At 60.6% G+C, this 23239-nt stretch carries 21 protein-coding genes; 13 read left to right on the forward strand and 8 right to left on the reverse strand.

The window, feature by feature from the left end:
- The first annotated feature begins 6 nt into the window (after window positions 1-6).
- The 5 genes from ACLEJR_RS16705 to ACLEJR_RS16725 are packed head-to-tail and all read left to right on the forward strand — an operon-like array spanning window position 7 to window position 6122.
- Entirely contained in the window at window positions 7-1011 is a 1005-nt protein-coding gene (locus ACLEJR_RS16705; RefSeq protein WP_440792766.1) for a polysaccharide deacetylase family protein, read from the forward strand.
- Entirely contained in the window at window positions 1008-2312 is a 1305-nt protein-coding gene (locus tag ACLEJR_RS16710) for a lipopolysaccharide biosynthesis protein (protein WP_440792764.1), read from the forward strand. Before ACLEJR_RS16705 ends, ACLEJR_RS16710 begins: the two co-directional genes overlap by 4 nt.
- A gap of 44 nt (window positions 2313-2356) precedes the next feature.
- Entirely contained in the window at window positions 2357-4333 is a 1977-nt protein-coding gene (locus ACLEJR_RS16715; RefSeq protein ID WP_440815293.1) for a hypothetical protein, read from the forward strand.
- Complete coding sequence (locus ACLEJR_RS16720) at window positions 4330-5019, forward strand: N-acetyltransferase family protein (RefSeq protein WP_440815153.1); 690 nt, start codon at window positions 4330-4332, stop codon at window positions 5017-5019. Before ACLEJR_RS16715 ends, ACLEJR_RS16720 begins: the two co-directional genes overlap by 4 nt.
- 5 nt (window positions 5020-5024) lie before the next feature.
- Window positions 5025-6122, forward strand: a complete 1098-nt coding sequence (locus ACLEJR_RS16725; RefSeq protein ID WP_440815156.1) for a GNAT family N-acetyltransferase — start codon at window positions 5025-5027, stop codon at window positions 6120-6122.
- A 201-nt stretch (window positions 6123-6323) separates the two neighbouring features.
- On the opposite strand, the gene ACLEJR_RS16730 is transcribed toward ACLEJR_RS16725, so the two are convergent.
- Window positions 6324-6542: a hypothetical protein gene (locus ACLEJR_RS16730; RefSeq protein ID WP_440815158.1), complete on the reverse strand. Its 219-nt coding sequence runs from the start codon at window positions 6540-6542 to the stop codon at window positions 6324-6326.
- Window positions 6543-6704: 162 nt separating this feature from the next.
- On the opposite strand from ACLEJR_RS16730, the gene ACLEJR_RS16735 reads away from it, so the two are divergent.
- Window positions 6705-7646: an alpha/beta hydrolase gene (locus tag ACLEJR_RS16735; protein ID WP_440815161.1), complete on the forward strand. Its 942-nt coding sequence runs from the start codon at window positions 6705-6707 to the stop codon at window positions 7644-7646.
- Window positions 7647-7889: 243 nt separating this feature from the next.
- Here the strand turns inward: ACLEJR_RS16735 and ACLEJR_RS16740 are convergent, their stop codons facing one another.
- From ACLEJR_RS16740 to ACLEJR_RS16765, 6 genes are read right to left on the reverse strand one after another with little or no spacing between them, the layout of a single operon-like run.
- A complete protein-coding gene (locus ACLEJR_RS16740) occupies window positions 7890-9632 on the reverse strand; it encodes an ABC transporter substrate-binding protein (protein WP_440792753.1) in 1743 nt (580 codons plus the stop codon).
- 42 nt (window positions 9633-9674) lie between these two features.
- Window positions 9675-9947: a DUF2160 domain-containing protein gene (locus ACLEJR_RS16745; protein ID WP_440792751.1), complete on the reverse strand. Its 273-nt coding sequence runs from the start codon at window positions 9945-9947 to the stop codon at window positions 9675-9677.
- A gap of 10 nt (window positions 9948-9957) precedes the next feature.
- Window positions 9958-10758, reverse strand: coding sequence for a carbohydrate ABC transporter permease (locus tag ACLEJR_RS16750; RefSeq protein WP_440815163.1), 801 nt, complete (start codon window positions 10756-10758; stop codon window positions 9958-9960).
- A 10-nt stretch (window positions 10759-10768) separates the two neighbouring features.
- Complete coding sequence (locus ACLEJR_RS16755; protein WP_440792747.1) at window positions 10769-11635, reverse strand: carbohydrate ABC transporter permease; 867 nt, start codon at window positions 11633-11635, stop codon at window positions 10769-10771.
- Entirely contained in the window at window positions 11632-12741 is a 1110-nt protein-coding gene (locus ACLEJR_RS16760; RefSeq protein WP_440792746.1) for an ABC transporter ATP-binding protein, read from the reverse strand. The genes ACLEJR_RS16755 and ACLEJR_RS16760 overlap by 4 nt, the downstream gene beginning before the upstream one ends.
- Window positions 12741-13835 (reverse strand): ABC transporter ATP-binding protein, encoded by a 1095-nt coding sequence (locus ACLEJR_RS16765; RefSeq protein ID WP_440815166.1) that lies wholly within the window; start codon window positions 13833-13835, stop codon window positions 12741-12743. The genes ACLEJR_RS16760 and ACLEJR_RS16765 overlap by 1 nt, the downstream gene beginning before the upstream one ends.
- 418 nt (window positions 13836-14253) lie before the next feature.
- On the opposite strand from ACLEJR_RS16765, the gene ACLEJR_RS16770 reads away from it, so the two are divergent.
- Entirely contained in the window at window positions 14254-16104 is a 1851-nt protein-coding gene (locus ACLEJR_RS16770) for a sigma-54-dependent Fis family transcriptional regulator (RefSeq protein WP_440792744.1), read from the forward strand.
- A 114-nt stretch (window positions 16105-16218) separates the two neighbouring features.
- Here ACLEJR_RS16770 and ACLEJR_RS16775 read toward each other — a convergent pair whose 3' ends face one another.
- A complete protein-coding gene (locus ACLEJR_RS16775) occupies window positions 16219-16716 on the reverse strand; it encodes an anti-virulence regulator CigR family protein (protein ID WP_440815168.1) in 498 nt (165 codons plus the stop codon).
- 500 nt (window positions 16717-17216) lie between these two features.
- Here ACLEJR_RS16775 and ACLEJR_RS16780 point away from each other — a divergent pair, with 500 nt between their 5' ends.
- The 6 genes from ACLEJR_RS16780 (at window position 17217) to ACLEJR_RS16805 (ending at window position 23096) form a co-directional block, all read left to right on the forward strand.
- The gene (locus ACLEJR_RS16780; protein WP_440815170.1) at window positions 17217-18755 is read left to right on the forward strand and encodes a class I adenylate-forming enzyme family protein; all 1539 of its coding nucleotides are present in this window, start codon (window positions 17217-17219) and stop codon (window positions 18753-18755) included.
- Window positions 18756-18773: 18 nt separating this feature from the next.
- Window positions 18774-19805: a class I SAM-dependent methyltransferase gene (locus ACLEJR_RS16785; protein WP_440815172.1), complete on the forward strand. Its 1032-nt coding sequence runs from the start codon at window positions 18774-18776 to the stop codon at window positions 19803-19805.
- Window positions 19798-20985, forward strand: a complete 1188-nt coding sequence (locus ACLEJR_RS16790; protein ID WP_440815174.1) for a hypothetical protein — start codon at window positions 19798-19800, stop codon at window positions 20983-20985. The genes ACLEJR_RS16785 and ACLEJR_RS16790 overlap by 8 nt, the downstream gene beginning before the upstream one ends.
- A 19-nt stretch (window positions 20986-21004) precedes the next feature.
- Entirely contained in the window at window positions 21005-21391 is a 387-nt protein-coding gene (locus ACLEJR_RS16795) for an ectoine synthase (RefSeq protein ID WP_440792735.1), read from the forward strand.
- A gap of 38 nt (window positions 21392-21429) precedes the next feature.
- Window positions 21430-22638: an MFS transporter gene (locus tag ACLEJR_RS16800; RefSeq protein WP_440792733.1), complete on the forward strand. Its 1209-nt coding sequence runs from the start codon at window positions 21430-21432 to the stop codon at window positions 22636-22638.
- Between the two features lie 257 nt (window positions 22639-22895).
- Window positions 22896-23096: a hypothetical protein gene (locus tag ACLEJR_RS16805; protein WP_440815176.1), complete on the forward strand. Its 201-nt coding sequence runs from the start codon at window positions 22896-22898 to the stop codon at window positions 23094-23096.
- Window positions 23097-23239: the final 143 nt, after the last annotated feature.

Raw genomic sequence — 23239 nt, forward strand, 5'->3', positions numbered from 1 at the left:
TGGCCAATGTCGATCAAACAAGTCTTCAAGCTCACCGGCGGCTGGCTGTACCTGAACACAGCCCTGGGCCGCGGACCTTTGCGGGGTACCGGCATGATCCTGATGCTGCACCGTGTGCTAAGCAACGACCGCGCCGCCGAACTGCCCCATCGCAACGAACTGTGCGTGGGGCCGCAAGCCTTCGAGCACTTGCTGATCTGGCTACAACGGCATTTCGAATGCGTTCCCCTGATGACCCTGCTGCTGGCCGACCCCGCCACCGTTCCGGACCGTCCGCGGGTCGCCCTGACCTTCGATGACGGCTGGCGCGACAACGCCATGAATGCTTTCCCCTTGCTGCGCCAATATCAGGTGCCGGCGAGTATTTTTCTGTCCACCGATTTCATCGGCAGCCGCCAGCACTTCTGGTGGGAAAGCATCGGCGAAACCCTCTGGGGCAGTCACGGCCAGGTGGCGCGACTGGCGCTGATCGAACATTTGCAACAGGCCGGACGGCCGCTGCCGGTTATGCTCGATGACCTGGATGACGAGCGCCGCAGCCTGTCATTGCTGCACTATCTGCAAAGCCTCAAGACCCTCGATCCAAAAATATTGAGCGACCTCACCGACGTCTGCCCACAAGGCTCCCAGCCCCAGGCGCTGGACTGGACCCAGGTGCGCATGCTGGAAGACTCCGGATTGATCCGCTTCGGCCCCCATGGCGCCAGCCACGCGATCCTCACCGGGCTGGACGACCATCGCCTGCACGAAGAACTGACCCGCAGCCGCACGGCTCTGGAAAACGGCTGCGCCCAACCCTTGCCGGTGTATTGCTACCCCAACGGCGACAATGACGCTCGTGTGCGCGAGCAGGTGGCAGCCCACGGTTTTGCGTTCGCGTTGGGCACCGCGGCCGGACTGTATCGCCATGACCGCGACCCGCTGAACCTGCCACGTTTCGGCGTCAGCCAACGCAACGCCTGTCATCCCGAGTTATTGGCCTGGCGTATTCGCCGAGGAGCCCGTTCATGAACCGCGCACGTTACCTCAGGCTCCTGGCGTTGAGCATGGGCACGAGCCTGGCGATGATCGGCCTGCGCCTGTTGCGCAACGTGTTGCTGGCACGGATCCTGGGGCCCAGCGAACGAGGGCTGTTGGCGCTGCTCAGCACCCTGCCGGACCTGATCAGCGCCACTACCAGTGGGGGCCTGAATTCCGCCGTGGGTTATCAGGCGGCGCAGCATCGCCCGATGAGCCTGTTGCTCAGTCATGTGCTGGTCTTCGGGTGTCTGCTGGCGGCGTTGCTGACGCTGCTGGTGGTGGCACTGGCGCGTGAGTTCGGCGCGGGACTGGACATCACCCTGCAACTGGGACTGCTGGCCTGGTTGCTGTTACTGGCCGTGCCGCTGGCGGCGCTCAAGACCGGCCTGCTGACGCTGCACAATGCCTCCGGCGGCGTCGGCGTGTTCAACGCGTTGCGGCTGATGGAGTCCCTGATCCCGCTGTTGCTGTTCCTGGCGCTGTTCTGGATGTGGAAAGACACGGCACTGGAAGCGGCGCTGATCAGCTGGCTGACAGGCCTGAGCCTGGTGGTGCTGGTGGGTTTGATGTGGTTGCGTCGCGATCATGCGGTCACCCTGCGCTGGGATCGCACCGGCCAGATCGAACTGTTGCGTTACGGTGTCCGCAGCCATCCGGACCTTTTGTTCCAGCAACTGTTGACGCGTTCGGATTACCTGTTCATCGGCGCGCTGCTGGGCAGCACGGCGCTAGGGCACTACGCCATGGCCAGCGCGGCGGCCGAACTGCTGCATATCGTTCCGGAAGCCGTCACTACACCCCTGATGAAACGCCTGCTGCAGCAGGACAGCGACATGAAGCGCCTGACCCCGCTGGCCCTGCGCCTCACCGCCACGGCCATGCTAGGCGCCTGCCTGGGGATGGTGCTGGTCGGCGAATGGCTGATCGTCACCCTGTTCGGCATCGACTATCAGCCGGCGTACCCGGCCCTGCTGGCGCTGCTGCCAGGGGTGTTCGGCTTGTGCTATGCGAGCATCCTGCGCCTGGACCTGTTGGGCAAGAACCGCCCCGGCACCGTTTCACTGCTGATGGGCGGGGGGGCACTGCTGAACCTGGCGCTGAACCTGATTCTGATCCCGCGCTACGGCATCGTTGGCGCTGCCACCGCGTCCTCGATCGCCTACCTGAGTGTCACCCTGGGGCTGTTGTTGATGTACTGCCGTCTCAGTGGCGTGGCACTGTGGCAAACACTGATCATCCTGCCCAGCGATTGGCTGCCGATGCGCCAGATGCTATTGGGGAAATCGGCATGAAACGCTTCGTCGCCTGCCAGTACGCCATCGCGAGCCTGCTCGCGATGGGGTCAACGCGGTGGTGCTGGAGAATCGGCCTGTGGCTGGGCCTGTGGGGCCTGGCGCTTTCGGCTCAAGGCGCGGCCATGCAATGGACCGGCATCCGTGATGGCAGCCTGTATCTGCAAACCGACCGCCCGGACATTGTCACCGTGCGCTGGGTGCCCGCCTGGAAAGCCGAGACCAATATCGAACACCTGTATCTGCTTGACGGCCAGGGACGATTGGCGGGTGAGCGCGTGGTCCAGGCGGATCAGACCCGTGGTGAACAGCAATGGCCGCTGGCACCAGGTCCCGCCAGTTATCGCCTGGAAATTCCCGGCTACAGCTTCCGTCGCTACACCGTTGAGCACGACGCGCGCACCCGCGCTCTGTTTGCCCCGGCAAAGGTGCATTTCAATGCCGAAACCCATGACGGCGACGAGCTGTATTTCAAGGTCGCGGCTGGCGAACAGGCGGTGCTGGCAGGCAAGTTTCACGGCGGCGTACGTGCGCTGCAAGCCCGGCGCGTCGGCGACGGTAAGCAGTTACAACTGAACCTCAAGCCGTACCGGGCCTATTGGCAGTTCGATCAGGTCGCGCTGCCAGTGGCTGACGTCGAACAAATCTGGCGCTTGCATCTACAGGGCAACGGCAAGGCCGCGTTCTGGCTGGACGGCACCGCCAATCTGTTCGCCCAGGATCCGGCGCAGTTGCTGCCACTGCGCCAGGATCCGGGTCAGACCCACCTGAAACTGTACGACGAGGCGCTCGGCACGACCCCAAAGCTGGGCATATACCTGCCCTATGAGTTACTGCCGCCATCCAGCTACGCTGCGCTCGATGCGCTCAAACCCCAGGCGGCGAGCCTGTACAGCTTCGTCGATATCACGGCAGCCAGGGCCACTTATGAAGATGCCTTCCGACGTTTGTACCAAGACCGCTTCGCCATCAGCCAAGACATCACTCTGCTGGCCGGCAGCCAGCGCCAGTCCGATCTAAAGCCCGACCGGACGAGTCACAGCGGCTTGCAAGCCTGGCTCACGTCGACCCGCGCGTTGGGCGGCAAAGGTCTGCACTACCTCAGTTTTGCCGATGAGCCGAACCTCGGTTACCCAGATTTCGCCAGTTTCCAACAAATGTTCCAGAGCATGGCTGCCCAGGTCCGCGCCGATCCTGCCAACGCACATGCCGGTGTCCGCATCGCCATGCCGGCCAGCTCGCAGTTCGTCAACGGCCCCTTCACCGAAAATGCCGCTGACAGGCGTGGGATCGACTGGGCACGGCGCCTGCTGGCGACGTCCGACGACCAGATCGACGCCCTGGCCTGGCATGAATGGATGATCCGCGACCTGTTGGCGACCCGGGTCTACCGCGACAGTGTCCGCCAGGCCGCCAACCTGGTGGGACTGGACAACCAGGGTCGGCCGCGCAAGGCCTTGCTGTTGGACCAGACCAACATGTCCAGTGGCTCGAGCCTGAGCCCTTACGATCAGGAAACCCATTACGCCGGCCTGTGGTGGACATCCGTGGCCATCAACGCCTCGGCCGACGGCTGGCTGGACATGCTCAACTGGTTCATGGCCGCCGATGAACCGGAGTACCCCAAAGGCATGGTGCGGGTTCTGGACGATCAGCGCTTCGAGCTCAAGCCCGTGGGCCTGGCCCAGCAGTTCATTCAACAACATTGGCTCGATCAGGTGCTGCGCCTGGACAACGACGCGTTTGAAGTCGACGCCCTGGCCATGGCCACCGGGAAGCAGCGCAGTCTGCTGGGCGTGAACAAAAGCACCCGAGCCCATCAGGTCAGCCTCGACGGCACGGCCTGCCCTCAACCTGGCATGACCCTGTGGTATTTCGGCCCAGACAACCGTAGCCACAGCGCTGCGCTTGACTGCAAGACCGGCCAGGTCAGGTTTCTCCTGCCAGGGGAAACCGTGTTCGCCCTCAGTTGGATAGCCCCTCTCCCCCCCAACCCTGCCACTCGTCAGGAGGCACCATGAACGCTCTTCAGACATTGCGTGATCGCATCCAGAAAAAAGGTCTACGCGCCGTTCTAAAGCAGCTCTGCAAACGCTACGTATTTTCCCACACCCGACTGGTGTGGCTGGAGCATGATATACGGACCCCGCTCCCCCCCCATAACCTCAAGCCCTACCCACCGATGCGCCTGGAGTTCATCACGATCAGCAATGCCGATGCTTTTGCCCGGCACTTCGCCGACCGTGTCGAAACCATGCGCGAGCTGGCGGCCGAAGGCTACACAGGCTTGATGTACCTGGATGATCAGGGCGACACCGTGGGTTTCGCCTGGGCCAGTACACGGGACTATTTCGACCACCATTTCTATCACTGCAACTTTCCAATCAAGCCTGGCGAGTACTTTCAATTCGGTGGCGAGGCCATCCCTGAATACTGGGGTACCCGTATATCGGCGGACATGCAGTTGCAAGTGTGGAAAGTCATGGCAGAGCACGGTTGCAACACCATGGTCGATGTCTGCGATTTGCAAAACCCCCAGGCGATCAAGATGCACATCCGCATGGGCTTCCAGGAGCGCGGGCAGATCACCCATCTTTATCGCTTGTTCGGCCGTTGGCGGCTTCTACGCAATACGTCCTACACCGGCACGGTACTGGACCCCTTTCGTAAACCGGCCCAGCCGGCTGCCTCGACTTCAGCGGCCTGATCCCCATGGCGATCCGGTTCCAATGGTGTCGCTCCCTGGGCGCGGCGGACTTTCCTGCCTCAGCTTATGAACAGCTGCGAAACCAGGTGGCCTACGCAACACCGTTCAACACCCTGGCCTGGCTGCAAGCAGCGGAAATCGTCCTGTTGCCCGAGCAGCAACTGCATGTGTTGCTGGGCTGGCAGGACCAGACCTTATGCCTGTGCCTGCCCCTGATATCAGGACTTGAACGTATCGGTGGGTTGCGGTTCCGGGTGCTGCATCACTTGGGTTTTCCAATGGCCGACCGCATCGCCCTGCTGGCGCGCCTGGACGCCGAGGACATGGGCCAGGCGCTGATGCAGATCCGTCGGCACTTGCCTCATGCATTGCTGCAGTTGAACGAAGTGATCGAACCGGACGGTGAACAAAGCGTCCTCAGCGCCTGGATGGCGCTGAGTTCCACCGCAGAGCGACGACTCAGTTGCCGGGCTCCGGTGCACCTGATCAGCGACAGCGACCATCAGGAGGTCTCTGGTGATCCACGCTACAAGTTGCGTCGAGCGCGCAAGCGAATCGCTGCTTGTGGCGGCGAGATCCGCCGGATAACGCCAGATGCCATCAGCATGGGGCATTTGTTGCGAACCCTGGCTGAAGTCGAGGACGCCAGCTGGAAAGGCGAGGAAGGTGTCGGCATCTTCGCCACCCCCGTTCGCCGCCAATGGATGAACCTCGCCTTCACCGCCCTCGCTGCCCAAGGGCTGGTGCGGGTGGTAACGCTGGAGCTGAACGGCCAGTGCATCAGCTATCGCCTGGGTCTGCTGGACCAGGGCCGATTGTACGACTACAACCTGGCGTTCCTGCCACAACACGCTGACCTGGGGAGTGGCCGGGTATTGCTCGAAGAATGGATTCGCTGGGGCCTGGACGAAAACTGGCGGTGGATCGATGCGTCACGGGTCGGCCTCAATAACTCCAGCCATCAATTGCACGAACGCATGACCGGACAACTGGAACATTGGCGTTGGAGTTTTTATTCCTGGCAACCCGATGGCCTGATATTGGGGCTTGCCCTTCGGCTCTGGAAAAGCTTCAAACAGGCCCGGCTTCGAACGAGCCTGTGACCTGGCCCAACAACCGTTGCTCGACGGGCGCGTCGACCTGCACTTCACATTGACCTTGTGGCGAGGGAGCTTGCTCCCGCTGGACTGCGAAGCAGTCCCCTGGAACAAGGGCCGCCACGCGCTGGAGCGCCAGCCCGGCCCAGCGGGAGCAAGCTCCCTCGCCACGGGTGTGATTCTGGATCCAGAGACAATGTGACGCCGTCAGCGGTCCAGCTTCTGTTCAACCTGCCCGACCTTGTCCTTCAGCTTTTCGGCGTCCTGCTCATGGCTCTTGATCGACGTGGGGGTAATCACCTTGTCGACCTTGTCAGTGTCCGGATCGGGCCGGCGGATATCCCGCTCCACCACCGGGACCGGCTCGCCGCTCGCATCCTTGGCCGGCATGGCCCCCGCCTTTTTATCCGAATGTTGCGTCGTCATGAAATCGCCCTCGATGTTTGTGGGTGTTGAGTTTTCGAGTGGGGGCGCGACGCAGGAGTTCGATTGGATTGAAAAGCCTCGGCCTCTGAGCCAAAAGACCCTCCATCCATTGGAGGAATCTGCTAAAACGCATTCTTCTGTTCCCGGTAGCGAATCGCGTCGATGTCTTTATTTTCCCTTCCTGTTCTTAAACGGCGCTGGCTGGCACTGTCTTTCATGGCGGCAATGGTGGTCGGGCTGCCGGTGGGTTGCGCTGTGTTGCAGCACAAGGAACGCGAGCTGGTGTTTCGCATCGAGCCAGGGACCGCTACCTGGTTCAGCGGGATCCCCAAGGGCCTGCAAGAGTTCGATCTCAAGCCGAAGCGCTTCAAGGCCGGGGAAAACATTCATGGGTGGTGGTGGCCGGTCGCGCGCAAGAACGCGCCGGCGATCCTGTATCTGCATGGGGTGCGCTGGAACCTGACCGGCCAGTTGTTTCGTATCCAGCAGTTGAACGCGATGGGCTTTTCGGTGTTGGCCATCGATTACCGGGGCTTCGGCAAGAGCCAGGGCGATCTCCCTTCGGAGGCCAGTGTCTATGAAGATGCGCGAATCGCCTGGGAACGTCTTGAAGTGCTGCAACCGGACCCGGCCCTGCGGTTGATCTACGGCCATTCACTGGGAGGCGCCATTGCGGTGGACCTTGCGGCAGAGCTGGGGCAGAAGGCTGTCAAGGAAGGCGGCGTCGTGCCGGCCAGGGGCTTGATCATCGAGTCCACGTTCACTTCCCTGGGGGATGTGGCCACCGCCATGGCAGACACCTCCCTGCCGGTACGCTGGTTGCTGTCGCAGAAGTTCGATTCCATCGACAAGATCGGCGAGATCAACATGCCGCTGTTGATCGTCCATGGCGCGGCCGACCGTTACGTGCCGCCGCGCTTCAGCGAGCAATTGTTCAACGCCGCCCGGCAGCCCAAGCGCCTGTTGATGGTGCCGGGCGCCACCCACAACAACAGCATGAGCCTGGCGGGCCGAAGCTATCGCCAGGCCCTCGATGCATTGATGAGCACCCGACCGTCGCCCGTGGCGGTACAACCAGGAGGAAGCTCAGCCAAGGCGGGCTAGCTTGCACCCACAGGGCCCGCGCCAGCCGCGACTCTCAAATACACCCCCAATCAACTGTGGGAGCGAGCCTGCTCGCGATGGCGGCGGGTCAGCTTGCATTGCGGTCGAATGTGCCGCCGTCATCGCGAGCAGGCTCGCTCCCACAGGGTCCGCGCCAACGGCAGATCCAGGCACATCAGCGCTGGGAGCGTTGGAAAAAAAACGGCACCTTTCGGTGCCGTTTGTCTTTCCCTATCAGACGTTTTACTTGCGGGCCGCCTCCCAGGATTTCAGCAGCTCGTTGTAGTTCACCGTCTCGCCTTTCGGCTTCTCGTTCGCCAGTTTCGGCTTCGGTGCGCCCGGTTGGTCGAACCAGTATTGCGCGTCGCGCTCGGGGTTCATTTTCGGGGCGCAGGTGGCCTGGGCCTTGGAGCGCTCCAGGCGAGTCATGATCGCGTCCTGATCCTTGGCCAGGCCGTCGAGCGCCTGTTGCGGGGTTTTCTCGCCGCTGGCGGCTTCGGCGATGTGGCTCCACCACAGCTGCGCCAGACGCGGATAGTCCGGCACGTTGGTCCCGGTCGGGGTCCACTGCACACGGGCCGGGCTGCGGTAGAACTCCACCAGGCCGCCAAGCTTCGGTGCCAGGTCGGTCATCGCCTGGGAGTTGATGTCCGACTCGCGAATCGGCGTCAGGCCGACGATGGTTTTCTTCAGCGATACGGTTTTGGAGGTCACGAACTGCGCATACAGCCAGGCTGCCAGGCGCTGTTTCTCAGGCGTGGATTTCATGAACGTCCACGAGCCCACGTCCTGATACCCCAGCTTCATGCCCTCTTCCCAGTAAGGACCACGCGGCGAAGGTGCCATGCGCCATTTCGGCGTGCCATCGGCATTCATCACCGGCAGGCCCGGCTTGGTCATGTCGGCGGTGAATGCCGTGTACCAGAAAATCTGCTGGGCGATGTTGCCTTGGGACGGCACCGGGCCGGATTCGGAGAAGGTCATGCCTGCCGCTTCCGGTGGGGCATATTTTTTCATCCAGTCCACGTACTTGGTGGTCGCGAACACGGCTGCCGGGCCGTTGGTGTCGCCGCCACGGGTCACGCTGGAGCCGACCGGATGGCAGTCTTCGACGCGGATCCCCCACTCGTCCACCGGCAAGCCGTTGGGCAAGCCCTTGTCGCCGCCGCCGGCCATGGAGAACCAGGCGTCGGTGAAACGCCAGCCCAGGGACGGGTCTTTCTTGCCGTAGTCCATGTGCCCGTAAACGCGCTTGCCGTCGATCTCCTTGACGTCTTCGGAGAAGAACTTGGCGATGTCTTCATAGGCCGACCAGTTCACCGGTACGCCCAGCTCGTAGCCGTATATTTGCTTGAACTTGGCTTTCAGGTCCGGCCGCTCGAACCAGTCGGCGCGGAACCAGTAGAGGTTGGCGAACTGCTGGTCGGGCAGTTGATAGAGCTTGCCATCCGGCGCGGTGGTGAACGAGGTACCGATGAAATCCTTGAGGTCCAGGGTCGGCGATGTGAAGTTCTTGCCTTCGTTGGCCATCATGTCGGTAATCGCTTCGGTCTTGCCGTAGCGAAAGTGCGTACCGATCAGGTCCGAATCGTTGACCCAGCCGTCGTAGATGTTTTTATCGGACTGCATCTGGGTCTGCAGTTTCTCCACCACGTCGCCTTCCTGCAGCAGGTCGTGGGTCAGCTGGATACCCGTGATTTCGGTGAAGGCCTTGGCCAGCACCTTCGATTCATATTCGTGAGTGGCGATGGTTTCCGACACCACGTTGATTTTCATGCCGCGAAACGGCTCCGCCGCCTTGATGAACCACTTGAGCTCTTCAAGTTGCTGATCGGCTGTCAGGGTCGACGGTTTGAATTCATTGCCAATCCACTTCTTAGCGGCGTCTTCATAGGCGTCGGCCCAGGCCGCAGCACTCAGCCCGCTGAGTGCCAGCATGGCTGCCAATGAAACGCTATGTCGCAGCTTATTGTTTTTATCGAACATAGAGACCTCCTGTTTGGGTTTTAGAGCCTGATCGCCTTGCGACTAGCCCCACCGCATCACTGCCAACAGCCACACCAAAGACAACGCGAACGCTATCCAGATGCTCCAGTCGGTGGCGCCTATCACCATCAGGTGCAGGTAGGCGCTACCGAGAAGACCGATAAACAACCGATCGCCACGGGTGGTGGTGATCGGCAGGAAACCACGCCGAGGAATGCTCGGCGACCGAAACTCCCACGTGGTCATGCCGGCCAGCAGCAAGGCAATGACCCCAAAGAACGCCGCCGTGGGGACGGTCCAGTTCATCCATTCCATCATCGACTCCTCAGACCCGGCCCAGGGCAAAGCCCTTGGCCACATGGTTACGAACGAACCAGATCACCAGCATGCCCGGCAGGATAGTCAACACCCCTGCCGCCGCCAGCACCCCCCAATCGATCCCCGAGGCCGACACGGTCCGCGTCATCACCGCGGCGATCGGCTTGGCGTTGACCGAGGTCAGCGTGCGCGCCAGCAGCAGTTCGACCCAGGAAAACATAAAGCAGAAGAACGCCGTGACGCCGATGCCGGAGCCGATCAACGGGACGAAGATCTTCACGAAAAACTTGGGGAAACTGTAGCCGTCAATGTAGGCCGTCTCGTCGATTTCTTTTGGCACCCCGGACATGAAGCCTTCGAGGATCCATACCGCCAGCGGCACGTTGAACAGGCAGTGGGCCAGGGCCACGGCAATGTGGGTGTCGAACAGGCCGATGGACGAGTACAGCTGGAAGAACGGCAACAGGAACACTGCCGGCGGCGCCATTCGGTTGGTCAACAGCCAGAAGAACAGATGCTTGTCCCCCAGGAACCGGTAGCGCGAGAACGCATAGGCCGCCGGCAGCGCCACGGCCAGGGAAATCACCGTGTTCAGGCTCACGTAGTACAACGAGTTCAGATAGCCGGTGTACCAGCTCGGGTCGGTGAAGATCACCTTGTAGTTGTGGAAGGTGAACGCCTGCGGCCACAGGGTCAGGCTGCCGAGGATCTCGGTGTTGCTCTTGAACGACATGTTCAGCAGCCAGTAGATGGGCACCAGCAGGAACAGGATGTAGATCAGCAGCGCAATCAGCTTTTTCTTGTTCATGGGACGGGCCTCAACGGTTGGCGTCGGAGTGCGTCATGGCGGTATAGAACAGCCACGACACCAACAGAATGATCAGGAAGTACACCAGGGAAAACGCCGCCGCCGGGCCCAGGTCGAATTGACCGATAGCCATCTGCGTCAAGGTCTGGCTGAGGAATGTGGTGGCGTTGCCCGGCCCGCCGCCGGTGAGCACGAACGGTTCGGTGTAGATCATGAAGCTGTCCATGAAGCGCAGCATCACAGCGATCAGCAGCACGCTCTTCATCTTCGGCAACTGGATGTGCCGGAACACCGCCCAGTTCGAAGCCCGGTCGATCCGCGCCGCCTGGTAGTACACATCCGGAATCGCCCGCAGCCCCGAGTAGCAGAGCAAGGCCACCAGCGACGTCCAGTGCCAGACGTCCATCACCAGCACCGTGACCCAGGCGTCCATGGTGTTGGCCGCATAGTTGTAGTTGATGCCCAGGCTGTTGAGCGTCGAGCCCAGCAAACCAATGTCGGCGCGACCGAAAATCTGCCAGATGGTGCCCACCACGTTCCACGGGATCAGCAGCGGAATCGCCAGGATGATCAACACCAGCGACGACCACTTGCCCTTGGTCGGCATGGTCAGCGCGATGGCAATTCCCAGGGGGATTTCGATCAGCAGCACACACGCCGAATAGATGAACTGACGCAGCAGCGAATCGTGCAGCCGTGGGTCCATCAGCACCTGCTTGTACCAGTCGGCACCGACGAAGTAACGGCTGGACTGGTCGAAGATGTCCTGCACCGAATAGTTGACCACCGTCATCATCGGGATCACGGCACTGAAGGCCACCAGCAGGAACACCGGCAATACCAGCCACCAGGCCTTGTTGTTCTGCACCTTGTTCATGGCTGCACCTCGCTCAACGGTTCCAGCAGGTATTCATCGGCATAGACCATCAGCCATTGCGCCGGAAAACTGATGTACGCCGTGCCCTCGGGCACCGGTTTGTCCTCGGCCAGGCGCACTTTCAACGGCGCGCCATCGAGGTTCAGGGTCAGGATCTTGTAAGTGCCCAGGTCTTCGACGTGGACGACTTCGGCGCGCATCGCGTCGTCGTATGGCCCGTCCCAGACGTGAATGAACTCCGGACGGATGCCGACCTTCAGGCGCTTGCCCTGCGCCTCGGCCACCCGCTGTTGCAGGGTCGCGGAGAGCGGCAAATGGGTCGAGGCAAAGCCCACGCCACCGGGTTGCGCCGTGACCTCGATCAGGTTCATGCCGGGGCTGCCGATGAAGTAGCCGACGAAGGTGTGGCTCGGGCGCTCGAACAAATCACGGGGTGTGCCGAACTGCACGATCTGGCCGCCATACATCACGGCGATCTTGTCGGCGAAGGTGGAGGCCTCCAACTGATCGTGGGTGACGTAAACCATGGTGATGTTGAACTGCTCGTGAATCTGCTTGAGCTTGCGCCGCAGCTTCCATTTCAGGTGCGGGTCGATCACCGTCAGCGGTTCGTCGAACAGGATCGCCGACACGTCGTCGCGCACCAGCCCACGGCCCATGGAGACTTTCTGTTTTTCATCGGCGGTGAGGTTGCGGGCTTTCTTGTCCAGCAGGTTCTGCAGGTCGAGCACCTCGGCAATTTCCTGCACCTTGGTATGGACTTTCGGCTCGGCCATGCCTTGGTTGCGCAGCGGGAACGCCAGGTTGTCGAACACCGTCATGGTGTCGTAGACCACCGGGAACTGGAACACCTGGGCAATGTTGCGCCGCTCCGGGCTCAGCTCGTTGACGACCTTGCCGTCGAACTTCACCTGGCCCTCTGAGGGGCTGAGAAGACCGGATATGATGTTGAGCAACGTGGATTTACCGCAACCCGATGGGCCGAGCAACGCATAGGCGCCGCCCTGCTCCCAGACGTGGTTCATTTCGCGGATCGCGTAATCCTCGGGGCCCGCCGGAGTGCTGGTATAGCTGTGGGCGAGGTTCTGCAAATGAATTTCAGCCATCAGGCAACCCTCGCGATGCGCTGGCCCGGCGCCTGGACCAACTTGCCCTGGGCGTCGAAGACAAACAGTTTGTGGGTCGGGATGTAGATGCGGATCGGCGCATCCACGTCGTACTCGTGAACACCTGGCAGGTGCAGCACCAGCAGGAAATGTTCGTTACGCACGTGCAGGAAGGTTTCCGAACCGCTGATTTCAGCGACCTCGACGGTGACCGCCAGCTCCAGGTCATCGTCGTTGCTCGGCACCAGGGAAATATGGCTGGGCCGCACACCGAAGCGGAACTCGCCCTCGCCCACTGGCCGCAGGTCGACGTTCAGCGGGAAGTGCACGAAATTGGCGAAGCTCACCTCATTGCCGGCAATGCGCCCCGGCATCAGGTTGATCGGTGGTTCGGAGAACAGCTCGGCGGCCAGCACGGTTTGTGGCTGGTGGTAGACCGAGGACGACTTGCCGCTCTGGATCACCCGTCCTTCATGCAGGATCGTGGTCGTACCACCCAAGGCCAAGGCCTCGTTGGGTTCGGTGGTGGCGTAGACAGCAATGGTATGGCGCGCCTGGAACAGTTCACGCATCTCCTGGCGCAGCTCTTCGCGCAATTTGTAGTCCAGGTTCACCAGCGGCTCATCGAACAGGATCAACTCAGCGTCCTTGACCAGCGCCCGGGCCATGGCCGTGCGCTGTTGCTGGCCGCCGGACAATTCCAGAGGATGACGCTTGAGGAATTTCTCGATCCGCAGCATCCGCGCGGTTTCCAGCACCTTGCTCTGGATCACCTCATCGGAGACACCGGCCTGGCGCAACGGCGAGGCGATGTTTTCGAAAACGGTCATGGTCGGGTAATTGATGAACTGCTGATAGACCATCGACACGTTACGCAGCCGCACGGGCTTGTTCGTGACGTCGACGCCGTTCATCAGCACGCGTCCGCTGTCGGGCTTGTCCAGTCCGGCCATCAGCCGCATAAGGCTGGTCTTGCCGGACAGCGTGCGGCCCAGCAGGACGTTGAAGGATCCGGGTTCGAAATTCAGGTTGGCATCGTCGATCCAGGTCTGGCCTTCGACGGTGCGACAGATGTGCTCAAGCTTTAATGACATGGCTCGGCCTTTTTATTATTTGGAGTCAAGCGACCCACGTGCAAAAGCGAAAGCCATGCCAGAAATTACAAACCCTTGATCTGGCTGTATTTACCTGAAATCCGTCCGGAAAAAGTGTTCGTTGATGAACGAAAGTGAACAACTCAGACTGAACAACTGAACAGTCCGAGCGTTGACAATGAACAAATTTGAACAACACTGAAGGAAGGCATAGCGGGCCGGCTATGATCCCCTGTGGGAGCGAGCCTGCTCGCGATAGCGGTGTGTCAGCGCCGATAATGTTGACTGACCCAACGCCATCGCGAGCAGGCTCGCTCCCACAGGGGGAATGTGCATTAAGTGATATCCAGACCTGCCCCAGCACAAGGAGGATGTGCGAGACTCACCCAACAATAAAAAGCTCCTGCGAGAGTGCCCCATGGCCGCACCTGCTCCTGCCTTGTCCCACGAGGCCATCATCCAGGCTTCCTGGTCCCGTTGCCGCGCCTTTGGCCTGAGCCATCAGAGCGTGCCGTCCTTCGACCCGCTGCCCGCCGAAGGCATTGCCCAGTTGCTGGAGAGCCAGCATTCGCTGGTGCAGACTACCCACCAGGAAGTGCTGCCGTATTACGAAAACATCCTGAGCAACTCCAACTGCCTGATCATGCTGGCCGACAACCAGGGTCAGGTGCTTACCTCGTGGGGCACCCAACGCTTCATCGAACCGAAACTGGCCCACGGCTTCAGCGCCGGGGCAAGCTGGATGGAGCGCTGCACCGGCACCAACGCCATCGGCACCGCGCTGGCCTGCGAGCAGGCCGTGCACATCGAGCACGATGAACATTTCCTCAAGGCCAACCGTTTCATGACCGGCTCCGCCGCGCCGATCTTCGACGCCGAGCGCAAGGTCATCGCCGTGCTGGACGTCTCCAGCGACAGCTACCTGCCGCCCTCCCACACCTTGGGCATGGTCAAGATGATGAGCCAAACCGTGGAGAACCGGCTGATCCTGAACCTGTTTCGCGGCGAACACTTCCAGCTGACTTTCAACACCGGTTTGAACAACCTCGACAGCCAATGGGCCGGATTACTGATTTTCGATGAAACCGGCCAGGTGCTGTCCGCCAACCGCCGGGCCGACAACCTGCTGGGTCTGAGCCTGTCCAGGGTGAGCATCGAAAGCCTGTTCAAAGTCTCGCTGATGGAGCTGCTGAACCAGCCCGACGGCCTGCCCTTCTCCTTGCAAGCTTCGGGACGCAACCGCTTCCAATGCCTGCTCAAGCGCCCGAGCCAGTTGTCGATCAAGCCGCGGGTGTTTGCCGAGCCCCCACCCACACCGGCTCCGGCGCCCGCCAGCAACGTCATCAACCTCAACACCCTGCATTTTGGTGACAGCCGCGTAGAAAAGGCCGTGCGCCAGGCCGAACGTTTGCTGGAAAAAGACATTCCGTTGCTGATCCATGGCGAGACCGGCGTCGGCAAGGAAGTGTTCGTCAAGGCCCTGCACCAGGCCAGCTCGCGCTGCAAGCAGGCGTTCATCGCAGTCAACTGCGCGGCGATCCCCGCCGAGCTGGTGGAGTCGGAACTGTTCGGTTACGAAAAAGGCGCCTTCACCGGCGCCAACCAGAAAGGCAGCATCGGCCTGATTCGCAAGGCCGACCGTGGCACGCTGTTTCTCGACGAGATCGGCGACATGCCGCTGCCGACCCAGGCCCGGCTGCTGCGGGTATTGCAGGAGCGCTGCGTGCAGCCGGTGGGCAGCGCCGAGCTGTTCCCGGTGGACATCCGCATCATTTCCGCCACCAACCGCTTGCTACGTGAACAGGTGCAACTGGGCCGGTTCCGGGAAGATCTGTACTACCGCATCGGCGGCCTGACCCTGGAGTTGCCACCGCTGCGCGAGCGTAGCGACAAGCAGGCCCTGTTCAGACGCCTGTGGGAACACCACCGCGAACCGACCCAATGGGCCGGCTTGAGCCGCGAGGTTCTGGAGCTGTTCGAGCGCCATCCGTGGCCGGGCAACCTGCGCCAGGTCAGCAGCGTGCTGCAAGTGGCCCTGGCGATGGCCGAGGAACAGCCGATCCGCCCGGAACACCTGCCGGACGACTTCTTCGTCGACCTTGAAATGGAGCCGGTCGACACCCCCGAACCGCTGGCGGTGGACTTGAACGATGCCGAAGACTTGAACAGGCAGTTGCAGGCCGTCGGCGGGAATATTTCACACCTGGCGCGACGGCTGGGCGTCAGCCGCAACACCTTGTACAAGCGCCTGCGCCAACTTGAAAACTGATACGAAACCTGCTCGCGATAGCGTCAGCTCAGCCGATAATGCAGCAACTGACGGACCGTCATCACGAGCAGACTCGCTCCCACATAAGGTTCGCTTCACCGACTGGCCAACGCGTCAGTCGAACGCGCCGCTCAGCACTTCATAGATAATGCCGCTGGCAATCGCCACCAGAATCAGGTCGGTGCCTGCCTGGCGCCATTCGTAGCCATCGTAGTGCGGCAACCGACCCAACAAGCGACCGTCCAGTTTCTTTGCGATACCGGGAGGCAACGGCTTGCCTCGGGCGAGGTTTTTCTGGATGCCCGGAGGCAGCGCGGGGCCCGGGCTCCAGTAATCCCGATAGCCGCCGATCACACTGATGATGCCGCCTCGATCAATGCTGGGGCCGTTGTGCCAATCGCCGCCGCCCTTGCCGCCCTGATTCCCCTTGTTGCCAGGATTGCCCTGCCCACCCTTGTTGCCCGGTCCACCCTGGCCTCCTTGCCCATGACCCTGGCCATGGTCGAATTGTGCATTGCCCTTGCCGTTGCCTGGATCCGCCATGGCAACTTCGGAACCTGCCACCAGGGCCAGGCAGGTAAAAGCTGCAATCAACGAACGTGATGTAACCATGGTCATTCTCTTGAGAAAGGGAGATACCCCTAAATGTAGACGATCAGTACGGTCATTGGGTGCGCGCCGCCAGAACCCTGTACGAGGCCCGGACGCCAAGGCGACGTGCCATTTACCCTCAGCGTTCGTTCTACGGGTGTTCAAGATTATTCTTACTTGTATAGAAGATCGGTCTTTAGGCAATTTCTCACATTTTTTCGCTTCTTCATTATTGTCACGACACCGTGACAAAAACCTTGCGCCAACACGACTCAACACGCTTGACAGTCAAACTTGCGAATGGAACTATCAGGCCGACTTCGAGCTTCAGCTTCATCATGGATGGCAATAAAAATAACAAGGAGTTCACGCTATGCTGCCTCTCGCTGCTGCGCTGTATATCGCTTCTGAATATTCATCCCACTCCTGTACAGGCGCGTGTTTTTTCTCGCCTTGTATCACCGCCCAGGTAAATCCTCGACTCAATTGAAACAACAGGCAGTTAATGCAAGGGATCGCTGATGCCTCTTTTTCATCATTTCTTTGAAAATAATGCCCGTCGTACACCTGGCAAATCCGCCCTGGTGATCGATGGCGTCCACACGCGCTACGACGCCCTGGAAAAACGCGCCACATCGATCGCAGCTTTGTTGATCAAGTGCGGCGTCAAGCGCGGCGACCGTGTAGCGCTGTACTCTCGAATCAGCGCGGACCTGGTCGCGGCTTTTCTGGGTGTCTTGAAAATCGGCGCCATTACTGTCGCGACGCACCCCACCTACAGCCGCAGTAAACTGCTCTATCAACTCGAACATACCGATGCCCGGGTATTGCTCACTGATCGCTACGAGGATCCTGAAGCCCTGGCCTCGGCGGCGGACCTGCAGACGCTGCTTGTCTTCGGTTCACTCCAGGACCTCCCGGCGGACGCTCCCAGTCTTGAAAAGGCCTTGCAAGCGTTGGCTCCGGAAGATCTGGAGGAGTCCTTTCCCGCTGTCGACGAACGCTTGCCGACCTCGATCTTCTATACCTCCGGGTCCACCTTCAATCCCAAGGGCGTAGTGGTGAACCACGCCATCATGATCGCCGCAGCGACCAGCGTCATCGAGTACCTGGGCAATACCGCCAGCGATGTCATCCTCAGTTATTCGACCCTGGCTTCCGACTACGGCGTCTACAACATCATGATGCCATTGTTCTTTGGCGGCACTGCGGTAATCGAAAGCCAACCTGCCCACTGTGCCGATGACGTGCTCAACGTGATCAGACGGGAACAGGTAACCGGTTTGCATGTCTTCCCGCCGGTATTTTTCCTGCTGGCAAGCATGGACGAGCATTGGCAACGGCAATTACCCTCACTTCGTTATATTTCCAGCAGTGGCCAGCCGCTTTATCCGAAACATATCCAACAAATAAGACGGGCACTTCCCAACGTCGATATTTTTTCAAACTACGGTCTTACCGAATGCAAGCGAGTCAGTTATCTGCCCCCCGCCGATATTGCAAGTTATCCCAATTCGGTAGGCAAGCCGCTTAAAGGCGTGCACGCGGTGATCGTCAACGAACATGACGAACCGGTTACAGAGCCGGAAGTGGTCGGCGAACTTCTGGTGAGCAGCGACTATTTGATGCTGGAATACTGGAAGATGCCTGAGGAAACGGCCAAGGCGTTCAAATACAACAGTTTCGGCCGAGACAGACATTACCGTACCGGCGACTTCTTTCGCAGGGACGCGCAAGGTTATCTCTATTACGTCTGCCGCAAGGACGATCTGTTTGCGCGCAATCTCTGGAAAGTGAACCCGCGCGAAATCGAACAATGCCTGGCGTCCCACCCATCGGTCGCCCAAGTCGTGGTGGTTCCCGTTTCCGACGAGTCCGCCGGCTTCGTCCCCAAGGCCTGCGTCGTCCTGGAAGCCGATTGCCAGGACACGACCGAACAGATGTTGTTGGAACACTGCCAAGCGTCGCTGGACTGGCACATGGTGCCGACCCAGTGCGTCTTCATGGAGACTTTGCCGAAAACCGACTCGGGAAAGATCACCGCCAAGGGACTGATCTGATATCAGGGAGCGATATAAATGGACGCTGCACAACCGGTCATTTCGTTCAGCCCGGACGAAGACCTGAAAACCAGCTCGATGCTGCATCTGGCCGAGCATTTCCATCGCCTGGCCACCGGTGCGACCCAGGTTCCGGCGCAAGCGCTGACCAGCCATCTGAGGCACGCCATGACGGACGCCGAAGTCGTGGCCTATCACGACCGCCTGGTGGCGGACGCCGGCCCGCTGTTCCTGCACTTTTTGGCGAGCGTTCCGTACATCCTCGAAGAGATGGCGCGTATTGGCGTCGCCCTTACACGACTCTCCCAGGCGCGGCAGGCCACAGAGCCCCGGACCTTCAGTTTTTTCGAGATCGACGCGTTCGACGGTAGCAACGGGCGCGCCCTGGCTGCGCTCTCACAGGGCTTGATCAACACCTTCACCACCTCGCCCAACAAAGCCAACCAACCGCACTTCGACCGGTATGCCGACCCGGCGCGTTCCGTGTTCTATCCCCAGTCGTTCCTGACCCTGCAACCCGGAGTGTTCACCGAGCAGCCTTACAGCCGCTTCAAGGAAGGGTTCGACTACGTCTATGAAACCGCAGCCTTCCAGTTCTATACCCGCGACCGCAACGCCCAGGTCAACCACATCAAGCCGTTGTTGAAACCTGGAGCCCTGGTGTTTTTTCTTGAAAAGCTCAACCACGCGGACGCTGGGCAGTACCTGGAGCGTGAGCGGAAGAAGGACGATGGCTTCAAGACGCGTTATTTCAGTCAGGAAGAGATCGACTGGAAACGCCGGCAGATGCTGGAGCAAATGCAAAACGGCCAAGTGCTGATGGGTGAGCTCGTCGAAGCATTGTCCAGCCATTTCAAATACGTCTATCTGTTGTGGAACAGCACCAATTTCTATGAGTTTGTTGCCACGGACGATGGAGCCCGACTCGAGCAATTCCTCGCCTTGCTGGGCCCGGTCCACCAACCTGAAGGGTTTTGCTTCGAGGCCTCTGCCATCGGCTATCTGAGTCGCGCCCCGCGGCCTGTCGAAGAGGAACGCGCCAATGCTTGAGGACGACATGCACGGCGTCGGCAAGACGATCCGGCCGACGCCCGTGGAACGGGTTCGACAACGCCTGGCGGATTGGCAGCAGCGCGCGGCGGATGCCGAGCAGAATCGAAAACTGAGCCAGATGACGTTTAACGAGCTGTTCGATGACGGGTTGCTTGAACTGGTCTCCCCTCGCCGTCAGTCCCTGGACACGCCCGGCTGGCCCGTGCTGATGGAGACTTCGCGACTGGCCGCCCGCGCCTGCGCTTCGACGGCCTGGATGATCAGCCTGGTCGGTGGGCATGCCGCCATTGCGGGCCGCCTGAGCCAGGCATGCCAGCAGCGGTTATTCGAGAATGACCGACCGCAGCTGTTCGCTTCCGCATCGGTCGGTCCTGAAAGCCGGTTGTCCCGGGACGCGGACGGGATTCGGGTCAACGGCACCTGGCGCTTCAGCTCAGGGATCGAGCACGCCACCTGGTTATTGCTCAACGCGCCCGTGACCGACCATGACGGTACGCTTGGCTCGGAACGCATGCTGCTGGTCGTGTCGACCCGCGACGTGGAGATATTGGATACGTGGGACACCTGCGGCATGGCCGCCACGGGCTCGCACGATGTATTGCTGCGCGATGTCCGCGTCCCCGCCGGACAGGTGTTCCGTCTTGAGGAGATCTTCGCGCATCGCACAAGCGACCTATCTGACGATTACCTGTACAGCGTGCCCATCGTGCCTTTTATCACCACGTCCCTTCTCGGCCCTGTGCTGGGCTGCGCCGAAGGGGCTTATGCCAGTCACATCGAATCACTGAGACAGCAGAGGATCCCGGCCTCGGCCCAGGCAAGGGAGCGGCTGGCTCACAGCGCCGCGCAATTGTCGGCGGCGACGGCCTTGTACACCACGCTCGTCTCCGGGTTGCACGAGTCCGGCCAGGCACGACGGTCATTGACCACGGACGAATTGCTGCGGCTCAAGCGCGATCGCAGCTATGTGGCGCGGCTTTGCCTTCAAGCCGTCCAGCGCCTGGTCGAACATGCGGGCGCCTCGTCCATGACCCGCCACAACATGCTTCATCGTCATTGGCGCGACCTGCAGGCCATGGTCGCGCACCGGGACGTCCATTGGGACAGCGCCATGCAAGGCTTCGCCGACTTTATCGTCGACGCGCCGGCCAGCGCCCAGATAACTATCGCGCCGTAACACCACCAAGGAGACAGGTATGTTTGTTCGCAACAAATCCGACATCGAAAAAACCGCCCATTTCGTCGAGTGGGGAGCCGGCACCAGCCATCGGCTGCTGACCGAGAAAGACGGCATGGGCTACACCGTGTGCCATACCGTAGTACGCGCCGGGACCGAGTCATTGCTGCACTATCGCAACCATCTCGAAGCCTGCTACTGCATTGCCGGCGAGGGGGAAGTCGAAGACATGGAGGGCAACGTGTATCCGATCCGTCCCGGCGATATCTATGTACTCGACCAGCATGACCGCCATTACCTGCGTGGCGGAAAAGACCAGGACCTTATTCTGGTCAGCGTTTTCAATCCGCCTCTCAGGGGCGACGAGCGACATAACCTCAACGATGCGTCCGGCTCTGCCTATTGAGCTTCGACCGGCTCCCCGCTCCTCGATACGAGAACACCATGCGCAAGGATTACCTGGCCTTTTTCACCTCGATGTTCCTCTCTCGGCTGGCCGATCAGATACTGCTGTTCATCGTCCCGCTGATTGTGTTCCAGACCACCAACAGCGTCTCCTGGGCGGGCCTGGCCTTCTTCGTGGAATCCCTGCCGCGCTACTTGTCGTTTCCGATCTGTGGCGCCCTGTGCGACAAGTTCCCGCCCATCCGTATTCTGCACATCAGCCAGGTCTATCGCGCCGCGGCTTGCGTCGCGGCAGTGGTCCTATATGCGATTTTTGGAGGCATCTACTGGATCGTGGCCCTCTCGGCACTGTGTGGTGTGCTGACCACCCAGGGCATCATGGCCCGCGAAGTGGTGATGCCCTACATATTCAAGCACTACACCTACACCAAGACCTTGTCGTACTCGCAAATCGCCGACCAGACCGGCCTGGTACTGGGCCCGCTGCTCGCCGCGCTGATGCTCGAAGTGTGGGCGTGGCACTGGGTAGTGCTGGCGATTGCCGGTCTGTTCATGCTGGCGGACCTGGCGATGCTGTACTGGCAACGCACCAGCTCGGTCACCCTGGAAACATTCGAGCAACACCACGACCTCTGGCTCAACCCGTTGCGCATCGCCTTCGGCCATATCCGCAATCTGACGGAGCTCAAGAAGGTCATCAGTCTGGCCGTAGGCGTCAACCTGATCATTGGCGTCACCCTGGCGACTTCGGCCGCCATGGTGATCGGCCAATACAGTGCCGGTAAGGATTATTATGCCGGGTTACAGGCGGCGGGGGCCGTAACCACTATCCTCATCCTGTTTTTCCTGGCCCGGGTGACCCTCCCCTCGAAACTCCTGGGCAGCCTGTCCTACTGCCTGATTGTCGCAGGCGCCTTCATCACCGCCTTCAGCCCGCACGCATGGGGCTATGCGGTCGGTTTCCTGCTGATCGTCGGTTTCGACAAGATGTTCAACGTGTACATGCGCAGCATCCGCCAGCGAGTCATTCCGCCTCAGGATTTCGGCAAGACCGTCGGCGTCATGACGCTCCTCAATAACCTGTCGCAACCGCTGGCGGGGCTACTGGTGGCGGTATTGGCTGCGCCTGTTGGAACGCAACGGGTGATTCTGTTACTGGCAGTGCTCAGCAGCCTGATCGGCGTCGTGACCGTTTTGCTTGTAAGACCGACACGCGCGGCGCCTGTCTGCACGGCAGGGACAGACTGACCGAAAGCCCCGGCTCCGACGGGACGGCTTGTATTACCAGTGACTTATTGTTGAGGCATGGTTGATACGTCGTCGGCGTTGTTGACGTCGTTCGGTGCAGTCCGCGTGCGCCATTCGTCACCTGTCGAATGTGGCCCGCACACCGCGACCATGTCTGGCTCAGGGCTTGCACAGGATGCTGTCAGCAGCCCAAGGACGACGTGCGTCTGACGCGGCGGCAATTTATCAATACAGGGTCAGCCAACCGGAGATGTACCGTGTCAACTCTCAACGAAATCGCAGCGAACCACGCGAGAATGGCAAAGGCAAAGGAAGAAGAGTCAATCCGGCTGGGCGAGCTTCATGGGCAGGTCGTGGGTGGTTTTGAAGTGGCGTGCGCTGAAGTGAAACTAGCCATACCGCTGCCCTTCATGGTCACGATGCAAGAACAGGCGTTTGGTGAGGGAGCGGCGGCATGACCTGATATTCGGGTCGAGGGCTCAAGGGGTTTCCGCCCACTTTTCAAGCAGTGGGCATCCCCGCCAGATCGCTACAACAAGCAAAGCCCACTCTCGCAACACCAACCCATCGTAAGTTGACCGTTTGTCGCACCTGTCATACC

Origin of the sequence: Pseudomonas sp. SMN5 (assembly GCF_052041925.1) — a bacterium.
Taxonomy (GTDB): Bacteria; Pseudomonadota; Gammaproteobacteria; order Pseudomonadales; family Pseudomonadaceae; genus Aquipseudomonas.

Coding starts and splice junctions, on each gene's coding strand:
- ACLEJR_RS16705 (WP_440792766.1), top strand. CDS start 7: ATGTCGATCAAACAAGTCTTCAAGCTCACCGGCGGCTGGCTGTACCTG.
- ACLEJR_RS16710 (WP_440792764.1), top strand. CDS start 1,008: ATGAACCGCGCACGTTACCTCAGGCTCCTGGCGTTGAGCATGGGCACG.
- ACLEJR_RS16715 (WP_440815293.1), top strand. CDS start 2,357: ATGGGGTCAACGCGGTGGTGCTGGAGAATCGGCCTGTGGCTGGGCCTG.
- ACLEJR_RS16720 (WP_440815153.1), top strand. CDS start 4,330: ATGAACGCTCTTCAGACATTGCGTGATCGCATCCAGAAAAAAGGTCTA.
- ACLEJR_RS16725 (WP_440815156.1), top strand. CDS start 5,025: ATGGCGATCCGGTTCCAATGGTGTCGCTCCCTGGGCGCGGCGGACTTT.
- ACLEJR_RS16730 (WP_440815158.1), bottom strand. CDS start 6,542: ATGACGACGCAACATTCGGATAAAAAGGCGGGGGCCATGCCGGCCAAG.
- ACLEJR_RS16735 (WP_440815161.1), top strand. CDS start 6,705: ATGTCTTTATTTTCCCTTCCTGTTCTTAAACGGCGCTGGCTGGCACTG.
- ACLEJR_RS16740 (WP_440792753.1), bottom strand. CDS start 9,632: ATGTTCGATAAAAACAATAAGCTGCGACATAGCGTTTCATTGGCAGCC.
- ACLEJR_RS16745 (WP_440792751.1), bottom strand. CDS start 9,947: ATGGAATGGATGAACTGGACCGTCCCCACGGCGGCGTTCTTTGGGGTC.
- ACLEJR_RS16750 (WP_440815163.1), bottom strand. CDS start 10,758: ATGAACAAGAAAAAGCTGATTGCGCTGCTGATCTACATCCTGTTCCTG.
- ACLEJR_RS16755 (WP_440792747.1), bottom strand. CDS start 11,635: ATGAACAAGGTGCAGAACAACAAGGCCTGGTGGCTGGTATTGCCGGTG.
- ACLEJR_RS16760 (WP_440792746.1), bottom strand. CDS start 12,741: ATGGCTGAAATTCATTTGCAGAACCTCGCCCACAGCTATACCAGCACT.
- ACLEJR_RS16765 (WP_440815166.1), bottom strand. CDS start 13,835: ATGTCATTAAAGCTTGAGCACATCTGTCGCACCGTCGAAGGCCAGACC.
- ACLEJR_RS16770 (WP_440792744.1), top strand. CDS start 14,254: ATGGCCGCACCTGCTCCTGCCTTGTCCCACGAGGCCATCATCCAGGCT.
- ACLEJR_RS16775 (WP_440815168.1), bottom strand. CDS start 16,716: ATGGTTACATCACGTTCGTTGATTGCAGCTTTTACCTGCCTGGCCCTG.
- ACLEJR_RS16780 (WP_440815170.1), top strand. CDS start 17,217: ATGCCTCTTTTTCATCATTTCTTTGAAAATAATGCCCGTCGTACACCT.
- ACLEJR_RS16785 (WP_440815172.1), top strand. CDS start 18,774: ATGGACGCTGCACAACCGGTCATTTCGTTCAGCCCGGACGAAGACCTG.
- ACLEJR_RS16790 (WP_440815174.1), top strand. CDS start 19,798: ATGCTTGAGGACGACATGCACGGCGTCGGCAAGACGATCCGGCCGACG.
- ACLEJR_RS16795 (WP_440792735.1), top strand. CDS start 21,005: ATGTTTGTTCGCAACAAATCCGACATCGAAAAAACCGCCCATTTCGTC.
- ACLEJR_RS16800 (WP_440792733.1), top strand. CDS start 21,430: ATGCGCAAGGATTACCTGGCCTTTTTCACCTCGATGTTCCTCTCTCGG.